Below are 15,701 nucleotides of genomic sequence, written 5' to 3'. Positions count from 1 at the left end.
ACGCCTACTCGACTCCGAGCAGCAAGGGGTAGTGCGGCTGGCCGCCGTCGATCAGGCTGACCTCGACGTCGCGGTGCCCGCGCTCGATGCGGGCGCCGAGCGACTCGGCGAGTCCGGGAGGCGCGTCGGCGCCACCGATCACCGTGACGATCTCACCGCCGCTGCTCAGCAGCCGGGCCACCACGTCGATGGCGACCTCCTCCAGGTCGGCGCCCACGATGACGACGTCCCCCGCGACCGCTCCGAGGACGTCTCCGGGTTCGCACGGGCCGGCAGTGGTCAAGGCCTGCTTGCTGGCGATCGCGACCGCTCCATGGCGGGTCGCAGCCGCCGCGTGGCTCATCTGGGCGGCATTGCGCGAGGCGCTCGCGGTGGGGTCGAAGACCGCCAGCGCCGCCAGACCCTGGACCGCCGTCCGCGAGCGCACGACGTGGAGCGTGATCCCGTCCTGCTCGGCCGCGCTCGCCGCCGCCTCGGCCGCCATCACGGTGTCGCCGTCGTTGGGCAGCACGATCACCTCGAGCGCATGCGCCGAGCGGGCGGCGTCGAGCAGCTGACCTGCGGACGCGCGCCGCCCCGGCCCGCTCTCGACGACCTTGGCACCGGCCTGTCCGAGCACCTCGGCCAGTCCCGGCCCCGCCGCACAGGCGACGACAGCGACGCTGGCCGCTGGCTGCGCCCGGGCGACCTGGTCAACGAAGTGCGTCACCCGCAAGCGGTAGGGACGTCCGGCGTCGATCCCTGCCTCCACGGCGGCTCCGACGTCGTCGACGTGCACGTGGACGTTCCACAGGTCGGGCCCGCCGACGACGAGCAACGAGTCACCGAGCGCGTCCAACGTGTCGCGCAGCACCCCCACCCTCTCCTCGTCACTGTCACGCAACAGGTACATGACCTCGTAGGCCGGCCCGCCGACGACCAGGTCGCCCTCACCTGTCGGTGATCCCCCGGTGGCGCCCGTCGGCGCGACGACGCCTCCGGCGTGGCTCCAGTCCTCCCGGCGGCGCATGGAGTGCTCAGCGAAGACCTCCATCCGCTCGCCCACGTGGGTCCCGTCCTGGTGCACGACCCGCGCGAGAGCCTCCAGGAGCAGGAGGTAACCCGCCGCGCCGGCATCGACGACGCCGGCGCGCTCGAGGGCGGGCAGCTGGGCGGTGGTGGCCTTCAGGGCCGCGGTGGCAGCATCGAGGGCGTCCTCCGCCACGGCGGCCAGCCCACGGTCGACGGCAGCCGCACCCGCGGTCGCCGCCGCCCGGGCGACGGTGAGGATGGTCCCCTCGGCCGGCCGGGTCACACTCGCGTAGGCGCGCTGGCTGGCGCGCTCCAGGCCATCGGCGATGGTCGCGGCGTCGGCGAGGTCCGCGCCGCTCTCGGCGATCGCCTCCGCGAAACCACGGACCAGCTGGCTGAGGATCACCCCGGAGTTGCCGCGCGCGGTCAACAGCAGCGACCGCGCCATCGCGGTGCACTCCTGCTCGAGCGAGGCGGCCCCCAGGATGCCGGCCTTCTCGTGCTCGGTGCGGACCGAGTCGAGCGCCGCGTCGAGGCTGAGGTAGAGGTTGGTGCCCGTGTCACCGTCGGGGACGGGGAAGACGTTGAGCGCGTCGATCTCGGCCCGCCGCGCGGCGAAGGCGGCCCGAGTGAGCACAGCCCATCGCCGGGCGTCCACGGCACTGAGGGCTTCGAGCACGGTGGCAGGCTAGTCGCAGACGCCCTCGTGAGCCCCGTTTTGGCCGTTGCGCCACACCTCGGCTACGCTTGACCGGTTCCCATGGACCTCTGCGTCGCTGGCCTGTGCCCGCGCGAGGAGACACCGGGAGCGCCCCATTTCTTGTACCAATCGATTTCAGGAGAACACCCGTGGCTGCCAACTGCGACGTCTGCGGCAAGGGACCGGGCTTCGGTCACAACATTTCGCACTCGCACCGCCGCACCAAGCGTCGCTGGAACCCGAACATCCAGCGCGTCAAGGCACTGGTGGGCGACGCGGGAGTGACCCCGAAGCGTCTCAATGTCTGCACCTCATGCCTCAAGGCCGGCAAGGTCAAGCGCTGACCCAGCCCTGCGGCATACCGAATCAAGCCGGCCTCCCCACGGGGAGCCGGCTTCTTTCATGCCCAACTAGCGCTTGAAGTACTTGATTCCTGCTACGCCCGGAAGTACTCGATTTCCTGCTACGCCCGGAAGTACTTGATTTCCTGCTACGCCCGGAAGTACTCGATTTCCTGCTACGCCCGGAAGTACTCGATTTCCTGCTACGCCCGGAAGTGATCCCAGCCGCGCGGCTGCTGCACCACGCCGCCGAGCATGACGCCCTCCCCCGCCTCGACCACACCGATGGTGCGCCAGCCGTCCGGGACGCCCGCGGGAAATGTCGCCAGGAGGCTGTGCTCCTCACCGCCGGCGAGCAGGCACTCCCACGCCGCGTCGCCGACAGCCTGCTCAAGGGCCGCGAGGTCGTCGTGCAGCGCCGCCGGTGACAACGCGAGGCGCGCTCCACTGGCTTCGGCGATCCGGTGTCCGTCACGCAGCAAGCCGTCGGACAGGTCGATCATGGCGCTGGCGCCGGCGTCGGCCGCCTCCCTCCCGGCAAACACGTGGATCCTCGGGCGCAGGTGGTGGGCGAGGCACGCAGCGGGTATGCCGGCCGCGGCCGCTCGCGGGTCGGCGCCACCCTCGAGCAGGGCCAGGCCGGCGGCGGAGCGACCCAGGGTGCCGTAGACCGCGACGACGTGCCCCGGCCGGGCGCCGCTGCGCAGCACCGGTTCGCGCCCGTCCAGGTCACCGAGCGCCGTGACCGACACCATGAGGACGCCCGCCGGCGCCGAGGACAGGTCGCCGCCGGCGACGACCACCCCCAGGGCGGCCGCGTCCTCCCCGAGGGTGCGTGCGAAGTCGACCACCCAGTCCAGCGAGGTCGCCGGGTCCGCGACGAGCGAAACCAGGATCGCGGTCGAGCGCGCGCCCATGGCCGCGACGTCGGCGAGGTTCTGGGTGAGCAGCTTGGTCGCGACGTCGCCGGGCGTCGACCACTCGTCGAGCCAGTCGCGTCCGCGGACCATGGAGTCCGTGGTGGCCACGGTGGTCGGGCCGGTGCGCAGGACCGCGGCGTCGTCACCGGGGCCGACGTCAAGCGACGGACCCGCCTCGAAGAACGGGAAGATCCGCTGCAGCAGGTCGGACTCGGACACATCCGCAAGCGTCAGGGCGGCCGTGACCATGACTTGACCTCCTTCTGACGGCCCGGGGGAGACGGGCGGGACACGGGCACGGTAGCGTCTGGCGTGGCCGAGGTGTGCCCCGGCCGCGCGGTTCTCCCGGGTCTTGGAAACAGGCTCTGTCTTAGAACAGGCTGTGCTCAAGGAAACAGGCTCAACCTGTTGTCAACAGAAAGTGTGAGGTGTCTCGTGGTGGTCCAGGCTTACATCCTGATCCAGACCGAAGTCGGCAAGGCGGCGTCCGTTGCCGAGGCCATTGCCGCAATCTCCGGTGTAGTCCTTGCGGAGGACGTGACCGGGCCCTACGACGTGATCGCTCGCGTCGAGGCCAACACCGTCGACGAGCTGGGCAAGCTCGTCATCGCCAAGATCCAGGACGTGCCGGGCATCACCCGCACCCTGACCTGCACCGTCGTCCACGTCTGAGCGTTCGACTCTCGACGTGAGCCTCGGCGCCCGCCTCGCGGCCGCGCGCCCACAGCGCACCACGACCACCGGCCTCCTCGTCCTCGGGGTGGCCGGTGGTCTGCTGTCGGGGTGTTCCACCTCGGTCGAGGTCACCCCTCCCCCGCACGCCGCAGCGTGTGAGTCCGCCACCGCGTTGTGGCCGACGAAGGTGGCGGGCAACGGGACGCGGGCAGTCGACGGTGGGGACGGCACCAGCGGAGCGGCAGCCAGGGACGCGAGGGCGTGGGGCGACCCGGCGGTCATCGCGTCGTGTGGCTGGCCCGCGCTCGGCGCCACCGACAAGGAGTGCCTCGACGTCGACGGCGTCTACTGGGTCGTCGAGCGGCTCGGGGACGGCGTGAAGTTCACGACCTTCGGACGCGCACCGGCGATCCAGGTGCTCGTGCCGGACGCCTACAAACCCGAACCCCTGCTGCTCCCGGCCTTCGGACCCGCTGCCAAGGCCCTGCCCACCAACGGCCGAGACTGCCGCTGACGCTCCACTCCTCCTCGAGGAACCTTTGCTAGCAAAGGAAAGTCAATCGTGGACAGGTTGCAACCTGTCCACCATCTGCTAACCCTTGCTAGCAAAGGTTGGTTGGGGCGTCAGCGCAGGCCGACGGGGCGGGTCAGGGCGAGCTGGATGAGCTCGTCGATCAGCTCCGGGTACGGCAGCCCGGTCGCCTCCCACATCTGCGGATACATCGAGTGCGGTGTGAACCCGGGCATCGTGTTGATCTCGTTGATGACGACGTCGCCGGTGTCGGTGTAGAAGCAGTCCACCCGCGCCAGTCCTTCGCACCCGAGCGCCTCGAAGGCCGCCCCCGCGAGCCGCTGCACCTCGGCCGAGACCGACTCGGGCACGTTGGCCGGGCAGGACAGCACCGCGCCGTCGTCGAGGTACTTGGCCTCGAAGTCGTAGAACTCGTGGCCACCCTCGGTCGTCACCTCGATCTCGCCGACGTGGGAGACCCGCGGCGCGTCCGTCCCTCGCCCCTGGAGCACCGCGCACTCGATCTCGCGGCCGACGATGCCCTRCTCCACGATGACCTTGCGGTCGTGCTCGCGGGCGATCTCGATGGCCGCCTCGAGCGCCTCGGGGGACGACACCTTCGAGATCCCCATGCTCGACCCCGCCCGCGACGGCTTGACGAAGACGGGGTAGTCCAGCGCCCCAACCGCATCCATCGCCGCCGCCTTGTCGCGCCGCCACCGCGAGTCGGTGATCACGGCATACGGGCCGACCGGGAGCCCGGCCCCCGCGAACAGGACCTTCATGTAATGCTTGTCCATGCCCGCTGCGGACGCGAAGACGCCGGACCCGACGTAACGGATGTCCGCCATCTCGAACATGCCCTGGATGGTGCCGTCCTCGCCAAAAGGCCCGTGCAGCAACGGAAAGACGACGTCGACCTCGCCGAGGCTCCGCGGGACCTCCTGCGGCTCCAGGGTCGTGAGGGTGCGGTCCGTCGTCGCCAGTGGCACGACGACGCCAGCGCCGCCCGGCGCGACCTCGGGCGTGCTGTCAGCGGTCAGCTCGAGCAGCTGCGGGTCGCCGTCGGAGAGCACCCAGTGCCCATCACGAGAGATGCCGATCGGGATGACCTCGTAGGCGTCGCGGTCGATCGCCCGCATCACCCCCGCCGCGGTCGCACACGAGACCGCGTGCTCCGACGAGCGGCCACCGAAGACGATGGCGACTCGAGGCTTGTGGGTCGCTGGCTGGTCCGTAGTCATCGCCGCCGAGCGTATCCCGACCATCCGCCGGGCACCCGGCGCGGCCCGCGTGGCAGCGCCTCTACGCTGGCGGCGTGAGCCATGACCACCTGTCCCCCGCCTCCCGTGTCGTCGCCCTGGGACGCCAGCCCCGTATGCCGGGTGCCGGGGTCAACGCGCCCCTAGAGTTCACCTCGACGTACATCGCCGACGGGCCGGTGAACTACGCGCGCGCCGGGAACCCGACGTGGTCAGCCTTCGAGGAGGCACTGGGCGGACTGGAAGGTGGCGACGCCCTCGTCTTCGCCTCGGGGATGGCCGCCGTGTCGGCGACACTCTCGCTGGTCCCGCACGGGGGCGCGGTCGTCGTGCCCTCGCACGCCTACAACGGCACGACGACGCTGCTCGACCAGCGCGCCGAGAGCGGTGCCGTCGAGGTCCGGAGGGTTGACCCCACCGACCAGGACGCGGTGCGCGTCGCTGTCCAAGGCGCGGCACTGTTGTGGATCGAGACGCCCACCAACCCCATGCTCGAGGTGTCGGACATCCCGGCACTGGTGGCGATGGCGCGCGAGTCAGGTGCGCTGACCGTCTGCGACAACACGTTCGCCACCCCGTTGGTGCAGCAGCCGCTCGCCGACGGCGTCGACATCGTCCTCCACTCGGTCACCAAGTACCTGTCCGGACACTCCGACGTCATCCTGGGCGCCCTCGTCACCTCCTCCACGGAAGCGGGTCGTGGTCTGCACGCGCGCCTGTCGACCGCCCGCCTCCTCGGCGGTGCCATCGCCGGACCGATGGAGACCTGGCTGGCGCTGCGCGGCCTGCGCACCCTGCACGTGCGGCTCGAGCGGGCCACCGCCAACGCCCGCGAGCTCGCCGCCCGACTCGAGGGGCACCCCGCGGTGTCTCGCACGCGCTATCCCGGGTTCGGCGCGATCATCGCGATCGAGGTGCAAGGCGGCGCCGAGGCAGCCGAACAGGTTGCCACCACCACGTCCCTGTGGACGCACGCCACCAGTCTCGGGGGTGTCGAGTCCCAGATCGAGAGGCGCCGTCGCTACCCCGCGGAGCCCCCGACCGTCCCCGACGCCTTGCTGCGGCTGTCCGTCGGGATCGAGGACGTCGACGACCTCTGGCACGACCTCGACCGCGCGCTGACGGACCGGTGAGGACCCCAGCGACGAAGGAGAAACGAGCGACATGGAACGTGTACAGGGAATCGGCGGATACTTCCTGCGGTCCGCGGATCCGGCGGCCCTGATCGCCTGGTATCGCGACTGCCTGGGGCTCGATCTCGACGAGATGGGCCTGTGGCAGCAGCCTGCCGGGCCGACCGTCTTCGCGGCGTTCGAGTCCGAGACCGACTACTTCGGGTCCCGCGCCCAGCAGACGATGCTCAACTTCCGGGTCGGGGATCTTGACGCGATGCTCGGGCAGCTGCGCGCCAAGGGGGCGGACGTGGCTCTGGAGACTCAGGACATGGAAGGTGTCGGCCGATTCGGCTGGGTCACCGATCCTGAGGGCAATCGGGTCGAGCTCTGGCAGCCCGTCTGACCACGCTTGCGTCATGAGTCTGCCGTTTGCGCGTCCTTTGGGTAGTCAACCAAAGGAGAACCACCGCATGGCCCAGGACGAGGACGGCCGACGACGTCGGCGCGGCGCCATCATCATCACCCTTCTGTGCATCGCCCTCGGCGCCGGCGCTGCCACCTCGGCGGTCGCCACGGTGCTGAGTGTTCAGCAGCCAGACGACCGAGGCGCGGTCCTGCGGGGTCCCGCCGACCTCGTGGACCCGGCATCGGTGATCTCCTACGGCGGCTGACTCCACCGGTCACGGCAACACCAAGGGCACAGGGCTGGCAGCTGCCAGCCCTGTGCCTTGTGTCGTGTGCCCTGAGGCAAACACGCCTTGGGCCGCCTGACTGGTCCTGGTCACGCCTGCCGGCGGTGTCTGGCATGGGGTTCCAGGTCCACACGAGTCCTCGTGGCGTGATGGCGGCCGTGGTGGGGCTGGCGACAGCTGGGCGCCGGGTGCTCCCGGCCTGGTGCACGGCATGCCTGGTGGCGCCGTCGCGCCTGGCCACGTGCCCAGCGACGACGTGGTGGCATCCGGGCATCAGCCGTCCCCTTGCAGGTAGTGAGAGATGGGATCCCAGCGCCGACACCGACAGCGACCCGCCAGCGCTGGGACCCCGCCCTCGGCCGTTCGGTGTGGCCTCGGGTACCTATAGAGACGCGCATGGGCTCTGGACGTGACTCCACCCTTGAGGGTGGCCGGCTCAGTCAGCTGCAGAGGCTGACGGCCGCGACGGTGTAGGAACGCGTCGGCGACGCGGCGGAGGTCCAGGTGGTGGCGCCGAAGTTCCGGTTGGCCTGGACCCAGGCGGTGCCCCCGGAGACCACCGCGGTCACCACGGTGGTGGTCCCTGTGACGACTGTGGTCTGGGCGCCGCTCGCGCCGTAGTGGAGGGTGTAGTTGGTGGCGCCGGTGACGGCGGTCCAGTGGAACCTCACCGAGAGGGCTCCGAGGGCGCCGCAGGTGAAGGTGGCGGGGGCAGGGACCGTGTAGGTCCCCACCGTGCTGCCGGAGACCGGGACGGGGTCGCTCCACGCGGCCCGAGCGGGGACCGCGGAACAGGTGCCGAGTCCCAGGACAGCGGCTGCGGTGACGACCCGGATCATGGTGCGCGACCGATGTCTGGGCAGCCACGTCGTGCGAGTGACCGACGACCTCACCGGCGCGTGGACACGCTCGGGCCGCCTGACTTCCGATCGTCGCGCCCGATCGGATCGTCGCGCCCGATCGGATCGTCGCTCCCCCTCGGATCGACCCCCCGAGGGGCCCGGGGCCGATCGCCGCAGGAGCAGCGCAAGGAGGCGGCGGCATACCCCGCCAGCACGAACACGCCAGGGGTCCGCGACAGCCATGCGAGGAGCGCACCGGCCCGGGGCACCGAGACGAGCACTCGGGGCGCGGCCACGACCTCGTGGGGCCGGTCGTCGGCGCGGGCGTTCGCGTCTCCGCGCAGCCGCAGGGTTGCCGACCCATCGTGGCGGGTGATGGCGACGATGCGGTGGGTGACCTGTCTGTCGCCGACGGGTACGGCGACGACGTCGCCGACGCGCAGGTCTGCGGCTGGCACGGGGCGGACCAGGGCGAGGCTCCCGGCCGGGATCGTGGGAGACATCGATCCCGAGAGGAAGATCACCGGTCGGACCCCCCAGGACACCCCAGCCACCGTCATGACCAGGCACAGCACCCCGGTGGCGGCGCCCAGGGACAGGGCGAGGTGACCCACCCGATTGAGCACGCGCCGGGGGCTCATGGGCTCACTGGCTCGCGGTGAAGGTCAAGGAGATGTTGGTCGTCGCGCCCTGCAGCGAGCTGACCGCGGTGGTCGGCAGGGTCGCCTGGATGCACAGCGTCTCGGACACCCCAGCGGCCAGGGATCGCTGAGTCGCAGGGGCGCCCACCAGGTTCCCGGCGAACGTGGTGCCCGTCGTGGCCAGGGCCGCCCCGGCGCAGGTCCGTGCCGGCGCCGTCCCGGTCACGGCGGAGTCAGCAGTCACCTTGACGACGAGGGCGGCACCGAGGCCCTTGCCGTCGGCATTGGTGGCGGCTGCGGTCGCGTAGTAGGTCAACGGGATGGTCCCGGCATTCCGGACGGTGAGGATGCCTGCCACGGTGTTGCCCGGGACCATCCCGGTCAGGTTCAGATCGGTGTAGGCCGGGACGGCGTCGAGGGTGTTGACCTTGAGGTCCAGGACCCCTGACGAGATCGTCACCCCCGAGACCGGCACGCTGTCGGTCCACAGGGCATAGGTCCCGCTGACTCCCACGGTCAGGACGGCTCCGAGCGCGAGAGCGGCCCTGACCCGGGTTGACCTCAGGTGGCGTGGACGAGTCATGGGTGCCCTCCCTCGCGTTGCAGCGCCGCCCGATGCCGGTCTCGCAGGCTGCCGGTGAACATGGCGGCCGCGTAGGCGAGCAACGCCGCGGCCACGACGTAGACGAGCAGCCGGTGCTCCCGCCCGCTCAGGGCGGCATTGACCCGCCCGAGCAGGGGGGCGGCATACCAGAGCTCGCCCTTGAGCTGCACCGGCCTGACCCACCCCTCATCCGGGACGTCGTTGGCGTCGCCGCGGGTCCGGAAGGTCCGCGAGCCCGCACCGTCGACCCCGAGGGCGACGACCCGGTGGGTCACGACAGCAGGCTCACCCGACCGGAGCTGGTAGGTGATGACCGACCCGATCCCGATCGACGCCGACGACACCGGCCGGACCACCGCCAGGGTGCCCTCGGGCAGCGAGGGCCGCATCGAGCTCGTCAGCACCGCATAGGGGGTGGCACCGAACGCGCGGGGGACGATGACGGCCACAGCCAGGACACCGGCGACTCCGAGGATCACCACCCAGGCCAGGACGTGCCCCACCCACCCGGCCGCACGAGGTCCGCGGGTTGGGTCCGACCGAAGGACGACGTCGGGCACCGACCTGTCAGCCGTCAGCCGTCGTGGGTCTGGGTCGCGACGACGTTGACATCGTTGAGGGTCGCCAGCAGCCCCTGGCTCAGGTTCGTCGCAGCGGGTCCGTTGAACACCACACTGACCGTCGCCTGGATCTCACCGACCCCGGTGTCGTCGGCCGTGGTGACGTGGGTCTTGGCTGCGCCGTTGACCGTGAAGGTTGCCGAGGCCGCCAGCTGGTTCGTCAGCGTGTTCGTCGCGCCCCACGACGGCAGGCCCAGGGCAAGGTCGGCGCCGAGGTGCGCGCCGTCCGCCACGAGGTCGATCGTGCAGACCTCGGTCAGGACGTCACCGGGGACGAGCGCCTGGGTGAAGGCGGCCCCACCGTCGAGCGTCCAGCCCTGGCCGCAGTCCGGCTCTCCGAGCCACATCACGCCGCTGACGAGGTCGACGCCAGGCACGCTCACGGTGTCGTTCCAGTAGGCCAGCGTCCCGGCCCCTCCGAGCAACAGCACGGCCGCGGTCGTGGCGGCGAACGCACCCTTGGTCGACTTCTTCATGGCGGTCCTTCCCGAGGAGTCCACCGCACCCGCCACGGTTCAGTCCGATGTGTTGTCCCCCGAAAGACCCCACGACGACACGAACCCTTACGCGGTCGGGCAAAGAAGATCAGGCAGAAGGGAAGACCGCAGGTCGCTGGCGACCCCCGAGCGTGTCGCTAGTCGGTCTCGTTCTTGAGGGCGCGCACCATCAGGGCACCCACGACGTCCTCGACCCGTCGTCCGTCGTGCACGACCGCGGCGACCTGCTCGATGATCGGCACCCGCACGTCGTGCTTCTGCGCGAGCTGCAGGATCGACTCGCAGGACTTCACGCCCTCGGCCGTCTGCTTGGTCACGGCGACGACCTCCTCGACGCTCATGCCCCTGCCGAGGTTCACGCCGAAGGTGTGGTTGCGGGACAGTGGCGACATGCACGTGGCGATGAGGTCGCCCACGCCGGCCAGCCCCGCGAACGTCATCACGTCGGCGCCGAGCGCCATGCCGAGCCGGGTGGTCTCCGCCAGGCCGCGGGTGATGATGGAGGCCTTGGAGTTGTCGCCCATGCCGAGCCCCTCGGCCATGCCGACCGCGAGGGCGATGACGTTCTTCACGGCACCGCTGATCTCGGTGCCGACCACGTCGGTCGAGGTGTAGGGGCGGAAGTAGGCCGGGTTGGAGGCCTCGGCGACCCTGCCCGCGACTGCTTCGTCGATGCAGGCGACCACGCTGGCCGCAGGCTGCTTGAGCGCGATCTCCTTGGCGAGGTTGGGGCCCGAGACGACGACGATGCGCTCGGGTGCAACCCCGCCCGCCTCGGCGATGACCTCGCTCATCCGCTTGGTGGTCCCGAGCTCGACGCCCTTCATCAGCGAGACCACCGCCGCCGTGTCACCCAGCACCGCACCCCAGTCGCCGAGGTTGGCCCGCAGCGTCTGCGAGGGCACCGCCAGCACGATGATGTCCGCGCCGTGGGCAGCCTCGGCGGGGTCGTGCGTGGCCGACACCGTCGAGGGCAGCAGGAGGTTGGGAAGGTAGTCCTCGTTGCACCCCGCGTTGATCTGGTCGACCACGGCCTGACGGCGTCCCCACATCCGGACCGTCGTCCCGCCGTCGGCGAGGATCGCGGCATACGCAGTGCCCCAGCTGCCCGTCCCGAACACAGCAGCGGTCGTCATGCGTCATCTCCCTGCGGTCGGCGGAACTTCCCGGTCTCGGGAAGTCCGTGCTTGCGCGAGTCGAACCGCTCGGCGGGGGCCTGCTCACCGCGGATCGTCTCGAGCTCGGCCGTGATGGCAGCCATGATCCGGTCGGTTGCTTCGCGCAGGAGGGCACCGGTCACGGGCTGGTCATAGAGGTCGGTGAGGTCGACGGGGGGGCCGGCGCGCAGGTGCATCGTCCTGCGGGGCAGCAGCCTCGGACGCTTGCCGTAGGGCTCGAGGACGTCCTGCGGTCCCCACTGCGCCACCGGGATGACGGGGCACTTCGTGCTGAGCGCGATGCGGGCGGCCCCGGTCTTGCCCACCATCGGCCAGAGGTCGGGATCGCGCGTCAGCGTGCCCTCGGGGTAGACCGCCACGCACTTGCCGCTCTCGACCGCGTCGACTGCGGCACGGAAGGCGTCGGCGGCCTGGCCGGTGTTGCGGTAGACCGGGATCTGCTGCGCGCCACGCAGGATCGCCCCGACGACGGGGACCCGGAAGACAGCCTCCTTGCCGAGGAAGTACGGCGGGTGGTCGTTGTCGACCAGGAAGTGGGCGAACGCCAAGGGGTCGAAGTACGAGAGGTGGTTGGGCGCGGCCACGAACCCACCGGTGGTCGGCAGGTGCTCCACACCGCGCCAGTCTCGCTTGGTGAGGAGCATCAGCAGCGGACGCAGGATCGCCACGGTGAAGCGGTAGGCGAAGGGCAGAGCGCGTGTGCCGCTGGCGGTCACGTGGTCTCCAGATCGATGGGGAAGGTGTGAGTGAGCATCCTCGCGGCTCCCGGGGTCGGTGTCGAGCAACCGCGCCAGCACTGCGACGATCGTCCCAATGACCACCTTTCCCGACTGGCACCTGGTCGTCCCCGTCAAGGGCGGCGCCTCAGCCAAGTCACGGCTGCACCCCCCGGCGGGCGTGGACCGAGAAGAGCTGGCCCTGGCCCTGGCCACCGACTGCCTCAGCGCCTGCTGCGCCGGTATGCCGCCCGCCCGGGTCGTCGTCGTGACCTCCGACGAGCGCGTGGCCCAGATGGCCGCGGGCCTGGGGGCGCGGGTCGTCGCGGACCCCGCGGCAGGGCTCAACGCGGCCGCCGCAGCCGGCAGGGACTTCGTGCTGACCGAGGAGCCCGACGGAGCTGTGGCGGTGCTGCTCGGCGACCTGCCCGCGCTCCGCGCGGAGGACCTGACGACGGCACTGGGCGCCGCGGCGGCATACCCCCGCGCGGTGGTGCCCGATGGCGGCGGCGGCACCGTGCTCCTCACTGCCCTGGCCGGTGCGGACCTCGTGCCGGCGTTCGGCACGGGCTCCTCGAGGCGGCACCAGGGTGCCGGGCACCACCTGCTGGACCTCGATCTGCCGCGCCTTCGGACGGACGTCGATGACGACGCGGGCCTGCAGGCGGCGTTGTCGCTGGGGGTGGGGCCGGCCACGCGACGCACCCTCGGCGCGGCGCCGACTACGCTGCCGCCCATGCAGGCGAGCGTGCACACCTTCGACGAAGCCACCGGTGCCGGGTCCGCGCTGCTGGACGACGGACGCGAGGTGACCTTCACCGCAGAGGTGTTCGCGGCCAGCGCGCTGCGCCACCTGCGCGTGGGCCAGCGGCTGAGCCTGGACCTCGAGGCCGGTACCGAGATCAGGAAGCTGTGGATCGTCGGGATCGGTGACGACCAGCGGATCGGCTGAGCTCCGCCCAGCGCTCAGCCGACCTCGTAGTCCGCGCCCAGGGAGTCGAGCTTGTCGGAGAACCGCTCGTAGCCGCGGTAGATCAGCTCGATCCCGTGCACCTTTGACTGGCCCTCGGCGGCCAGCGCCGCGATGAGGTAGCTGAAGCCACCTCGGAGGTCGGGGACGGTGATCTCGGCACCTCGCAACGGCGTGGGCCCCGAGATGACCGCGCTGTGCCGGAAGTTGGCGCGCCCGAAGCGGCACGGGGAGCCACCGAGGCACTCCTTGTAGAGCTGGACGACCGCACCCATCTCCCCCAGTGCCTCCGTGAAGCCCAGGCGGTTCTCGTAGACCGTCTCGTGGACGATCGACAACCCGCTGGTCTGGGTCAGGGCGACGACCAGCGGCTGCTGCCAGTCGGTCATGAAGCCGGGATGGACGTCCGTCTCGAGGACGAGCGAGTTGAGGGTGCCCCCGGCGTGCCAGAAGCGGATGCCCTCGTCGTCGATGTCGAAGTCGCCGCCGATCTTCCGGAAGACGTTGAGGAAGGGCATCATCGCCTGCTGCTGGGCGCCGCGGACGTAGACGTCACCCTTGGTCGCCAGCGCCGCACACGCCCACGAGCCGGCCTCGATGCGGTCCGGGATGGCCAGGTGGTCGTAGCCGCCGAGGCGGTCGACACCGTCGATCTTGATGACCCGGTCGGTCTCGACGCTGATGATCGCGCCCATCTTCTGCAGCACGGCGATGAGGTCAAGGATCTCGGGCTCGACGGCGGCGTTGCGCAGCTCGGTGACACCTTGGGCGCGCACCGCGGTCAGCAGCACCTGCTCGGTGGTGCCGACGGACGGGTACGGCAGCTTGATGCGCGTGCCCTTGAGCCCGTTCGGGGCGGTCAGGCGCAGCCCTTCGGGCCGCTTCTGGACATCGGCGCCGAACTGGCGCAGGACGTCGAGGTGGTAGTTGATCGGGCGCTCACCGATGCGGCACCCGCCCAGGTCGGGGATGAAGGCCTCCCCCAGCCGGTGCAGCAGCGGGCCGCACAGCAGCACCGGCACGCGCGACGAGCCGGCGTGGGCGTCGATGTCGGCGACGTGGGCCTGCTCGACATTGGTGGGGTCGAGCAGCAACTCACCATCACGGTCGGTGGAGTCGATCTTGACGCCATGGAGCTCCAGCAGCCCGGACACGATCTTGACGTCGGAGATCTCGGGGACCCCCCGGAGCCGGCAGGGACCCTCCGCGAGAAGCGCGGCCACCATGGCCTTGGAGACCAGGTTCTTGGCACCCCTGACCTCGAGGTCTCCGACCAGCGGTACGCCGCCATTCACGGTGAGGATGTTTGCCATGGGGCAAGTATCGCGGCACGCGACGGAGGCCGACACCCCGAGGGGGTGCCGGCCTCCGTCATGGGGCTGGTGGGGCTGGTGCCCCGCTTCGGACTAGGCCTTCTTGGCCGCGCGCTTGGTCGCGGCCTTCTTGGCCGGTGCCGCCCTCTTCGCGGGGGCGGCCTTCTTGGCCGGGGCGGCCTTCTTGACGACGGCCTTCTTCGCCGGTGCCGCCTTCTTGGCGGGGGCGCTCTTGGTGGCCAGCGTCCTCGCGGCCGTCGTCTTCTTCGCCGTCGACGCCTTCTTGGTGGCCAGCGTCCTGGCGGCCGTCGTCTTCTTGGCAGGTGCCGCCTTCTTCGCGGGCGCCGCCTTCTTGGCCGGAGCGGCCTTCTTGACGACGGCCTTCTTCGCCGGTGCCGCCTTCTTGGCCGGAGCGGCCTTCTTGACGACAGCCTTCTTCGCGGGTGCCGCCTTCTTGGCGGGTGCCGCCTTCTTCGCGGGTGCGGCCTTCTTCGCAGGAGCGGCCTTCTTGGCGGTGCTCACCGCTGCCTTGGTGGCGGTGCCTGCGGCAGCACGAGCGCCTGCGACAGCTGCCTTGGGCAGCGAGCGCGGGTTCTTCACCACGTCCTTGAAGGCCGAGCCGGCGCGGAACTTGGGCACCACGGTCTTCTTGATCTTCACGCTGGCACCAGTGCGGGGGTTGCGACCGGTGCGCGCGGCACGGGCGGCCTGCTCGAACGTTCCGAAGCCGGTGATGGCAACGCTGCCGCCCTTGGCCACTTCGCGGATGATCACGTCCACGACGGCCGTCAGTGCATCGCTTGCTGCCTTGCGGCTGCCCAAGCGACTCTCCAGCTCCTTGATCAGTTCTGCCTTGTTCACGTCTTCCCCTCCACAGGGTTGGTGACGCCGGACCCCTTAGCCCGACGAGGGTGAGCCGCCGAGCCAATGCCCGACTTGGGTCTGACGTTAGGGCGGTTGCGCGTGCGAGTCCACCATCCCGAGCGCCCGATCTGTTGTGTCGCAACGGATTGCGGCGCACCGACAGGCCCCTCGCCGAACCCGGGCTCCCGCTCAGGCTTGCCGCTCGTTTCGGGCTGCGAGATTTGCCTCG

Annotated in this window: 19 protein-coding genes; 7 read left to right on the top strand and 12 right to left on the bottom strand. The window is 70.7% G+C overall.

Annotated elements, in window-relative coordinates:
• Positions 1-4: 4 nt before the first annotated feature.
• A complete protein-coding gene (locus AC1DVZ_RS04170) occupies positions 5-1,690 on the bottom strand; it encodes a DAK2 domain-containing protein (RefSeq protein WP_477616920.1) in 1,686 nt (561 codons plus the stop codon).
• 170 nt (positions 1,691-1,860) lie between these two features.
• Here AC1DVZ_RS04170 and rpmB point away from each other — a divergent pair, with 170 nt between their 5' ends.
• The gene (gene rpmB, locus AC1DVZ_RS04165; protein WP_056922510.1) at positions 1,861-2,055 is read left to right on the top strand and encodes a 50S ribosomal protein L28; all 195 of its coding nucleotides are present in this window, start codon (positions 1,861-1,863) and stop codon (positions 2,053-2,055) included.
• Positions 2,056-2,255: 200 nt separating this feature from the next.
• Here rpmB and thiL read toward each other — a convergent pair whose 3' ends face one another.
• A complete protein-coding gene (gene thiL / locus AC1DVZ_RS04160; RefSeq protein WP_477616919.1) occupies positions 2,256-3,221 on the bottom strand; it encodes a thiamine-phosphate kinase in 966 nt (321 codons plus the stop codon).
• Between the two features lie 189 nt (positions 3,222-3,410).
• Between thiL and AC1DVZ_RS04155 the strand changes: the two genes are divergently transcribed.
• The gene (locus tag AC1DVZ_RS04155; protein ID WP_140741828.1) at positions 3,411-3,644 is read left to right on the top strand and encodes an Lrp/AsnC ligand binding domain-containing protein; all 234 of its coding nucleotides are present in this window, start codon (positions 3,411-3,413) and stop codon (positions 3,642-3,644) included.
• Positions 3,645-3,660: 16 nt separating this feature from the next.
• Complete coding sequence (locus AC1DVZ_RS04150; protein WP_477616918.1) at positions 3,661-4,161, top strand: hypothetical protein; 501 nt, start codon at positions 3,661-3,663, stop codon at positions 4,159-4,161.
• A gap of 110 nt (positions 4,162-4,271) precedes the next feature.
• Here AC1DVZ_RS04150 and AC1DVZ_RS04145 read toward each other — a convergent pair whose 3' ends face one another.
• Entirely contained in the window at positions 4,272-5,402 is a 1,131-nt protein-coding gene (locus AC1DVZ_RS04145) for a D-alanine--D-alanine ligase family protein (RefSeq protein ID WP_477616917.1), read from the bottom strand.
• A 74-nt stretch (positions 5,403-5,476) separates the two neighbouring features.
• Here AC1DVZ_RS04145 and AC1DVZ_RS04140 point away from each other — a divergent pair, with 74 nt between their 5' ends.
• From AC1DVZ_RS04140 to AC1DVZ_RS04130, 3 genes are all read left to right on the top strand, one after another.
• Positions 5,477-6,553 (top strand): trans-sulfuration enzyme family protein, encoded by a 1,077-nt coding sequence (locus tag AC1DVZ_RS04140; RefSeq protein ID WP_477616916.1) that lies wholly within the window; start codon positions 5,477-5,479, stop codon positions 6,551-6,553.
• A gap of 31 nt (positions 6,554-6,584) precedes the next feature.
• Positions 6,585-6,938, top strand: a complete 354-nt coding sequence (locus AC1DVZ_RS04135; protein ID WP_477616915.1) for a VOC family protein — start codon at positions 6,585-6,587, stop codon at positions 6,936-6,938.
• A gap of 67 nt (positions 6,939-7,005) precedes the next feature.
• Positions 7,006-7,206 carry a hypothetical protein gene (locus tag AC1DVZ_RS04130; RefSeq protein ID WP_477616914.1) on the top strand — a complete coding sequence of 67 codons (201 nt, stop codon included), beginning with the start codon at positions 7,006-7,008 and terminating at the stop codon, positions 7,204-7,206.
• A gap of 461 nt (positions 7,207-7,667) precedes the next feature.
• Here AC1DVZ_RS04130 and AC1DVZ_RS04125 read toward each other — a convergent pair whose 3' ends face one another.
• From AC1DVZ_RS04125 to AC1DVZ_RS04095, 7 genes are all read right to left on the bottom strand, one after another.
• Positions 7,668-8,066 carry a hypothetical protein gene (locus AC1DVZ_RS04125; protein ID WP_477616913.1) on the bottom strand — a complete coding sequence of 133 codons (399 nt, stop codon included), beginning with the start codon at positions 8,064-8,066 and terminating at the stop codon, positions 7,668-7,670.
• A gap of 50 nt (positions 8,067-8,116) precedes the next feature.
• Positions 8,117-8,710: a signal peptidase I gene (locus AC1DVZ_RS04120; RefSeq protein ID WP_477616912.1), complete on the bottom strand. Its 594-nt coding sequence runs from the start codon at positions 8,708-8,710 to the stop codon at positions 8,117-8,119.
• Between the two features lie 4 nt (positions 8,711-8,714).
• On the bottom strand, positions 8,715-9,293 hold the full coding sequence (locus tag AC1DVZ_RS04115; protein ID WP_477616911.1) for a SipW-dependent-type signal peptide-containing protein: 579 nt from the start codon (positions 9,291-9,293) through the stop codon (positions 8,715-8,717).
• The gene (locus tag AC1DVZ_RS04110; protein ID WP_477616910.1) at positions 9,290-9,817 is read right to left on the bottom strand and encodes a signal peptidase I; all 528 of its coding nucleotides are present in this window, start codon (positions 9,815-9,817) and stop codon (positions 9,290-9,292) included. Before AC1DVZ_RS04110 ends, AC1DVZ_RS04115 begins: the two co-directional genes overlap by 4 nt.
• Positions 9,818-9,888: 71 nt before the next feature.
• Complete coding sequence (locus AC1DVZ_RS04105) at positions 9,889-10,410, bottom strand: alternate-type signal peptide domain-containing protein (protein WP_477616909.1); 522 nt, start codon at positions 10,408-10,410, stop codon at positions 9,889-9,891.
• A gap of 158 nt (positions 10,411-10,568) precedes the next feature.
• Positions 10,569-11,567: an NAD(P)H-dependent glycerol-3-phosphate dehydrogenase gene (locus AC1DVZ_RS04100; protein WP_477616908.1), complete on the bottom strand. Its 999-nt coding sequence runs from the start codon at positions 11,565-11,567 to the stop codon at positions 10,569-10,571.
• On the bottom strand, positions 11,564-12,325 hold the full coding sequence (locus AC1DVZ_RS04095; RefSeq protein WP_477616907.1) for a lysophospholipid acyltransferase family protein: 762 nt from the start codon (positions 12,323-12,325) through the stop codon (positions 11,564-11,566). Before AC1DVZ_RS04095 ends, AC1DVZ_RS04100 begins: the two co-directional genes overlap by 4 nt.
• A 97-nt stretch (positions 12,326-12,422) precedes the next feature.
• Between AC1DVZ_RS04095 and cofC the strand changes: the two genes are divergently transcribed.
• A complete protein-coding gene (gene cofC / locus AC1DVZ_RS04090) occupies positions 12,423-13,277 on the top strand; it encodes a 2-phospho-L-lactate guanylyltransferase (RefSeq protein WP_477616906.1) in 855 nt (284 codons plus the stop codon).
• 14 nt (positions 13,278-13,291) lie between these two features.
• On the opposite strand, the gene murA is transcribed toward cofC, so the two are convergent.
• Both murA and AC1DVZ_RS04080 read right to left on the bottom strand, forming a co-directional pair.
• On the bottom strand, positions 13,292-14,608 hold the full coding sequence (gene murA / locus AC1DVZ_RS04085) for a UDP-N-acetylglucosamine 1-carboxyvinyltransferase (protein WP_477616905.1): 1,317 nt from the start codon (positions 14,606-14,608) through the stop codon (positions 13,292-13,294).
• 93 nt (positions 14,609-14,701) lie between these two features.
• A complete protein-coding gene (locus tag AC1DVZ_RS04080) occupies positions 14,702-15,469 on the bottom strand; it encodes an HU family DNA-binding protein (RefSeq protein WP_477616904.1) in 768 nt (255 codons plus the stop codon).
• Positions 15,470-15,701 lie beyond the last annotated feature (232 nt).

The organism is Pedococcus sp. P2_E5 (assembly GCF_056403895.1).
The sequence above is the reverse complement of the archived record's forward strand: the minus strand, read 5'-3'. Positions and strand labels throughout refer to the sequence as shown.

Excerpts from the sequence above, each read along its gene's own strand:
- AC1DVZ_RS04125 (WP_477616913.1), bottom strand. The coding sequence starts at position 8,066 with ATGATCCGGGTCGTCACCGCAGCCGCTGTCCTGGGACTCGGCACCTGT.
- AC1DVZ_RS04120 (WP_477616912.1), bottom strand. The coding sequence starts at position 8,710 with ATGAGCCCCCGGCGCGTGCTCAATCGGGTGGGTCACCTCGCCCTGTCC.
- AC1DVZ_RS04105 (WP_477616909.1), bottom strand. The coding sequence starts at position 10,410 with ATGAAGAAGTCGACCAAGGGTGCGTTCGCCGCCACGACCGCGGCCGTG.
- AC1DVZ_RS04135 (WP_477616915.1), top strand. The coding sequence starts at position 6,585 with ATGGAACGTGTACAGGGAATCGGCGGATACTTCCTGCGGTCCGCGGAT.
- murA (WP_477616905.1), bottom strand. The coding sequence starts at position 14,608 with ATGGCAAACATCCTCACCGTGAATGGCGGCGTACCGCTGGTCGGAGAC.
- AC1DVZ_RS04130 (WP_477616914.1), top strand. The coding sequence starts at position 7,006 with ATGGCCCAGGACGAGGACGGCCGACGACGTCGGCGCGGCGCCATCATC.
- thiL (WP_477616919.1), bottom strand. The coding sequence starts at position 3,221 with ATGGTCACGGCCGCCCTGACGCTTGCGGATGTGTCCGAGTCCGACCTG.
- AC1DVZ_RS04100 (WP_477616908.1), bottom strand. The coding sequence starts at position 11,567 with ATGACGACCGCTGCTGTGTTCGGGACGGGCAGCTGGGGCACTGCGTAT.
- AC1DVZ_RS04115 (WP_477616911.1), bottom strand. The coding sequence starts at position 9,293 with ATGACTCGTCCACGCCACCTGAGGTCAACCCGGGTCAGGGCCGCTCTC.
- cofC (WP_477616906.1), top strand. The coding sequence starts at position 12,423 with ATGACCACCTTTCCCGACTGGCACCTGGTCGTCCCCGTCAAGGGCGGC.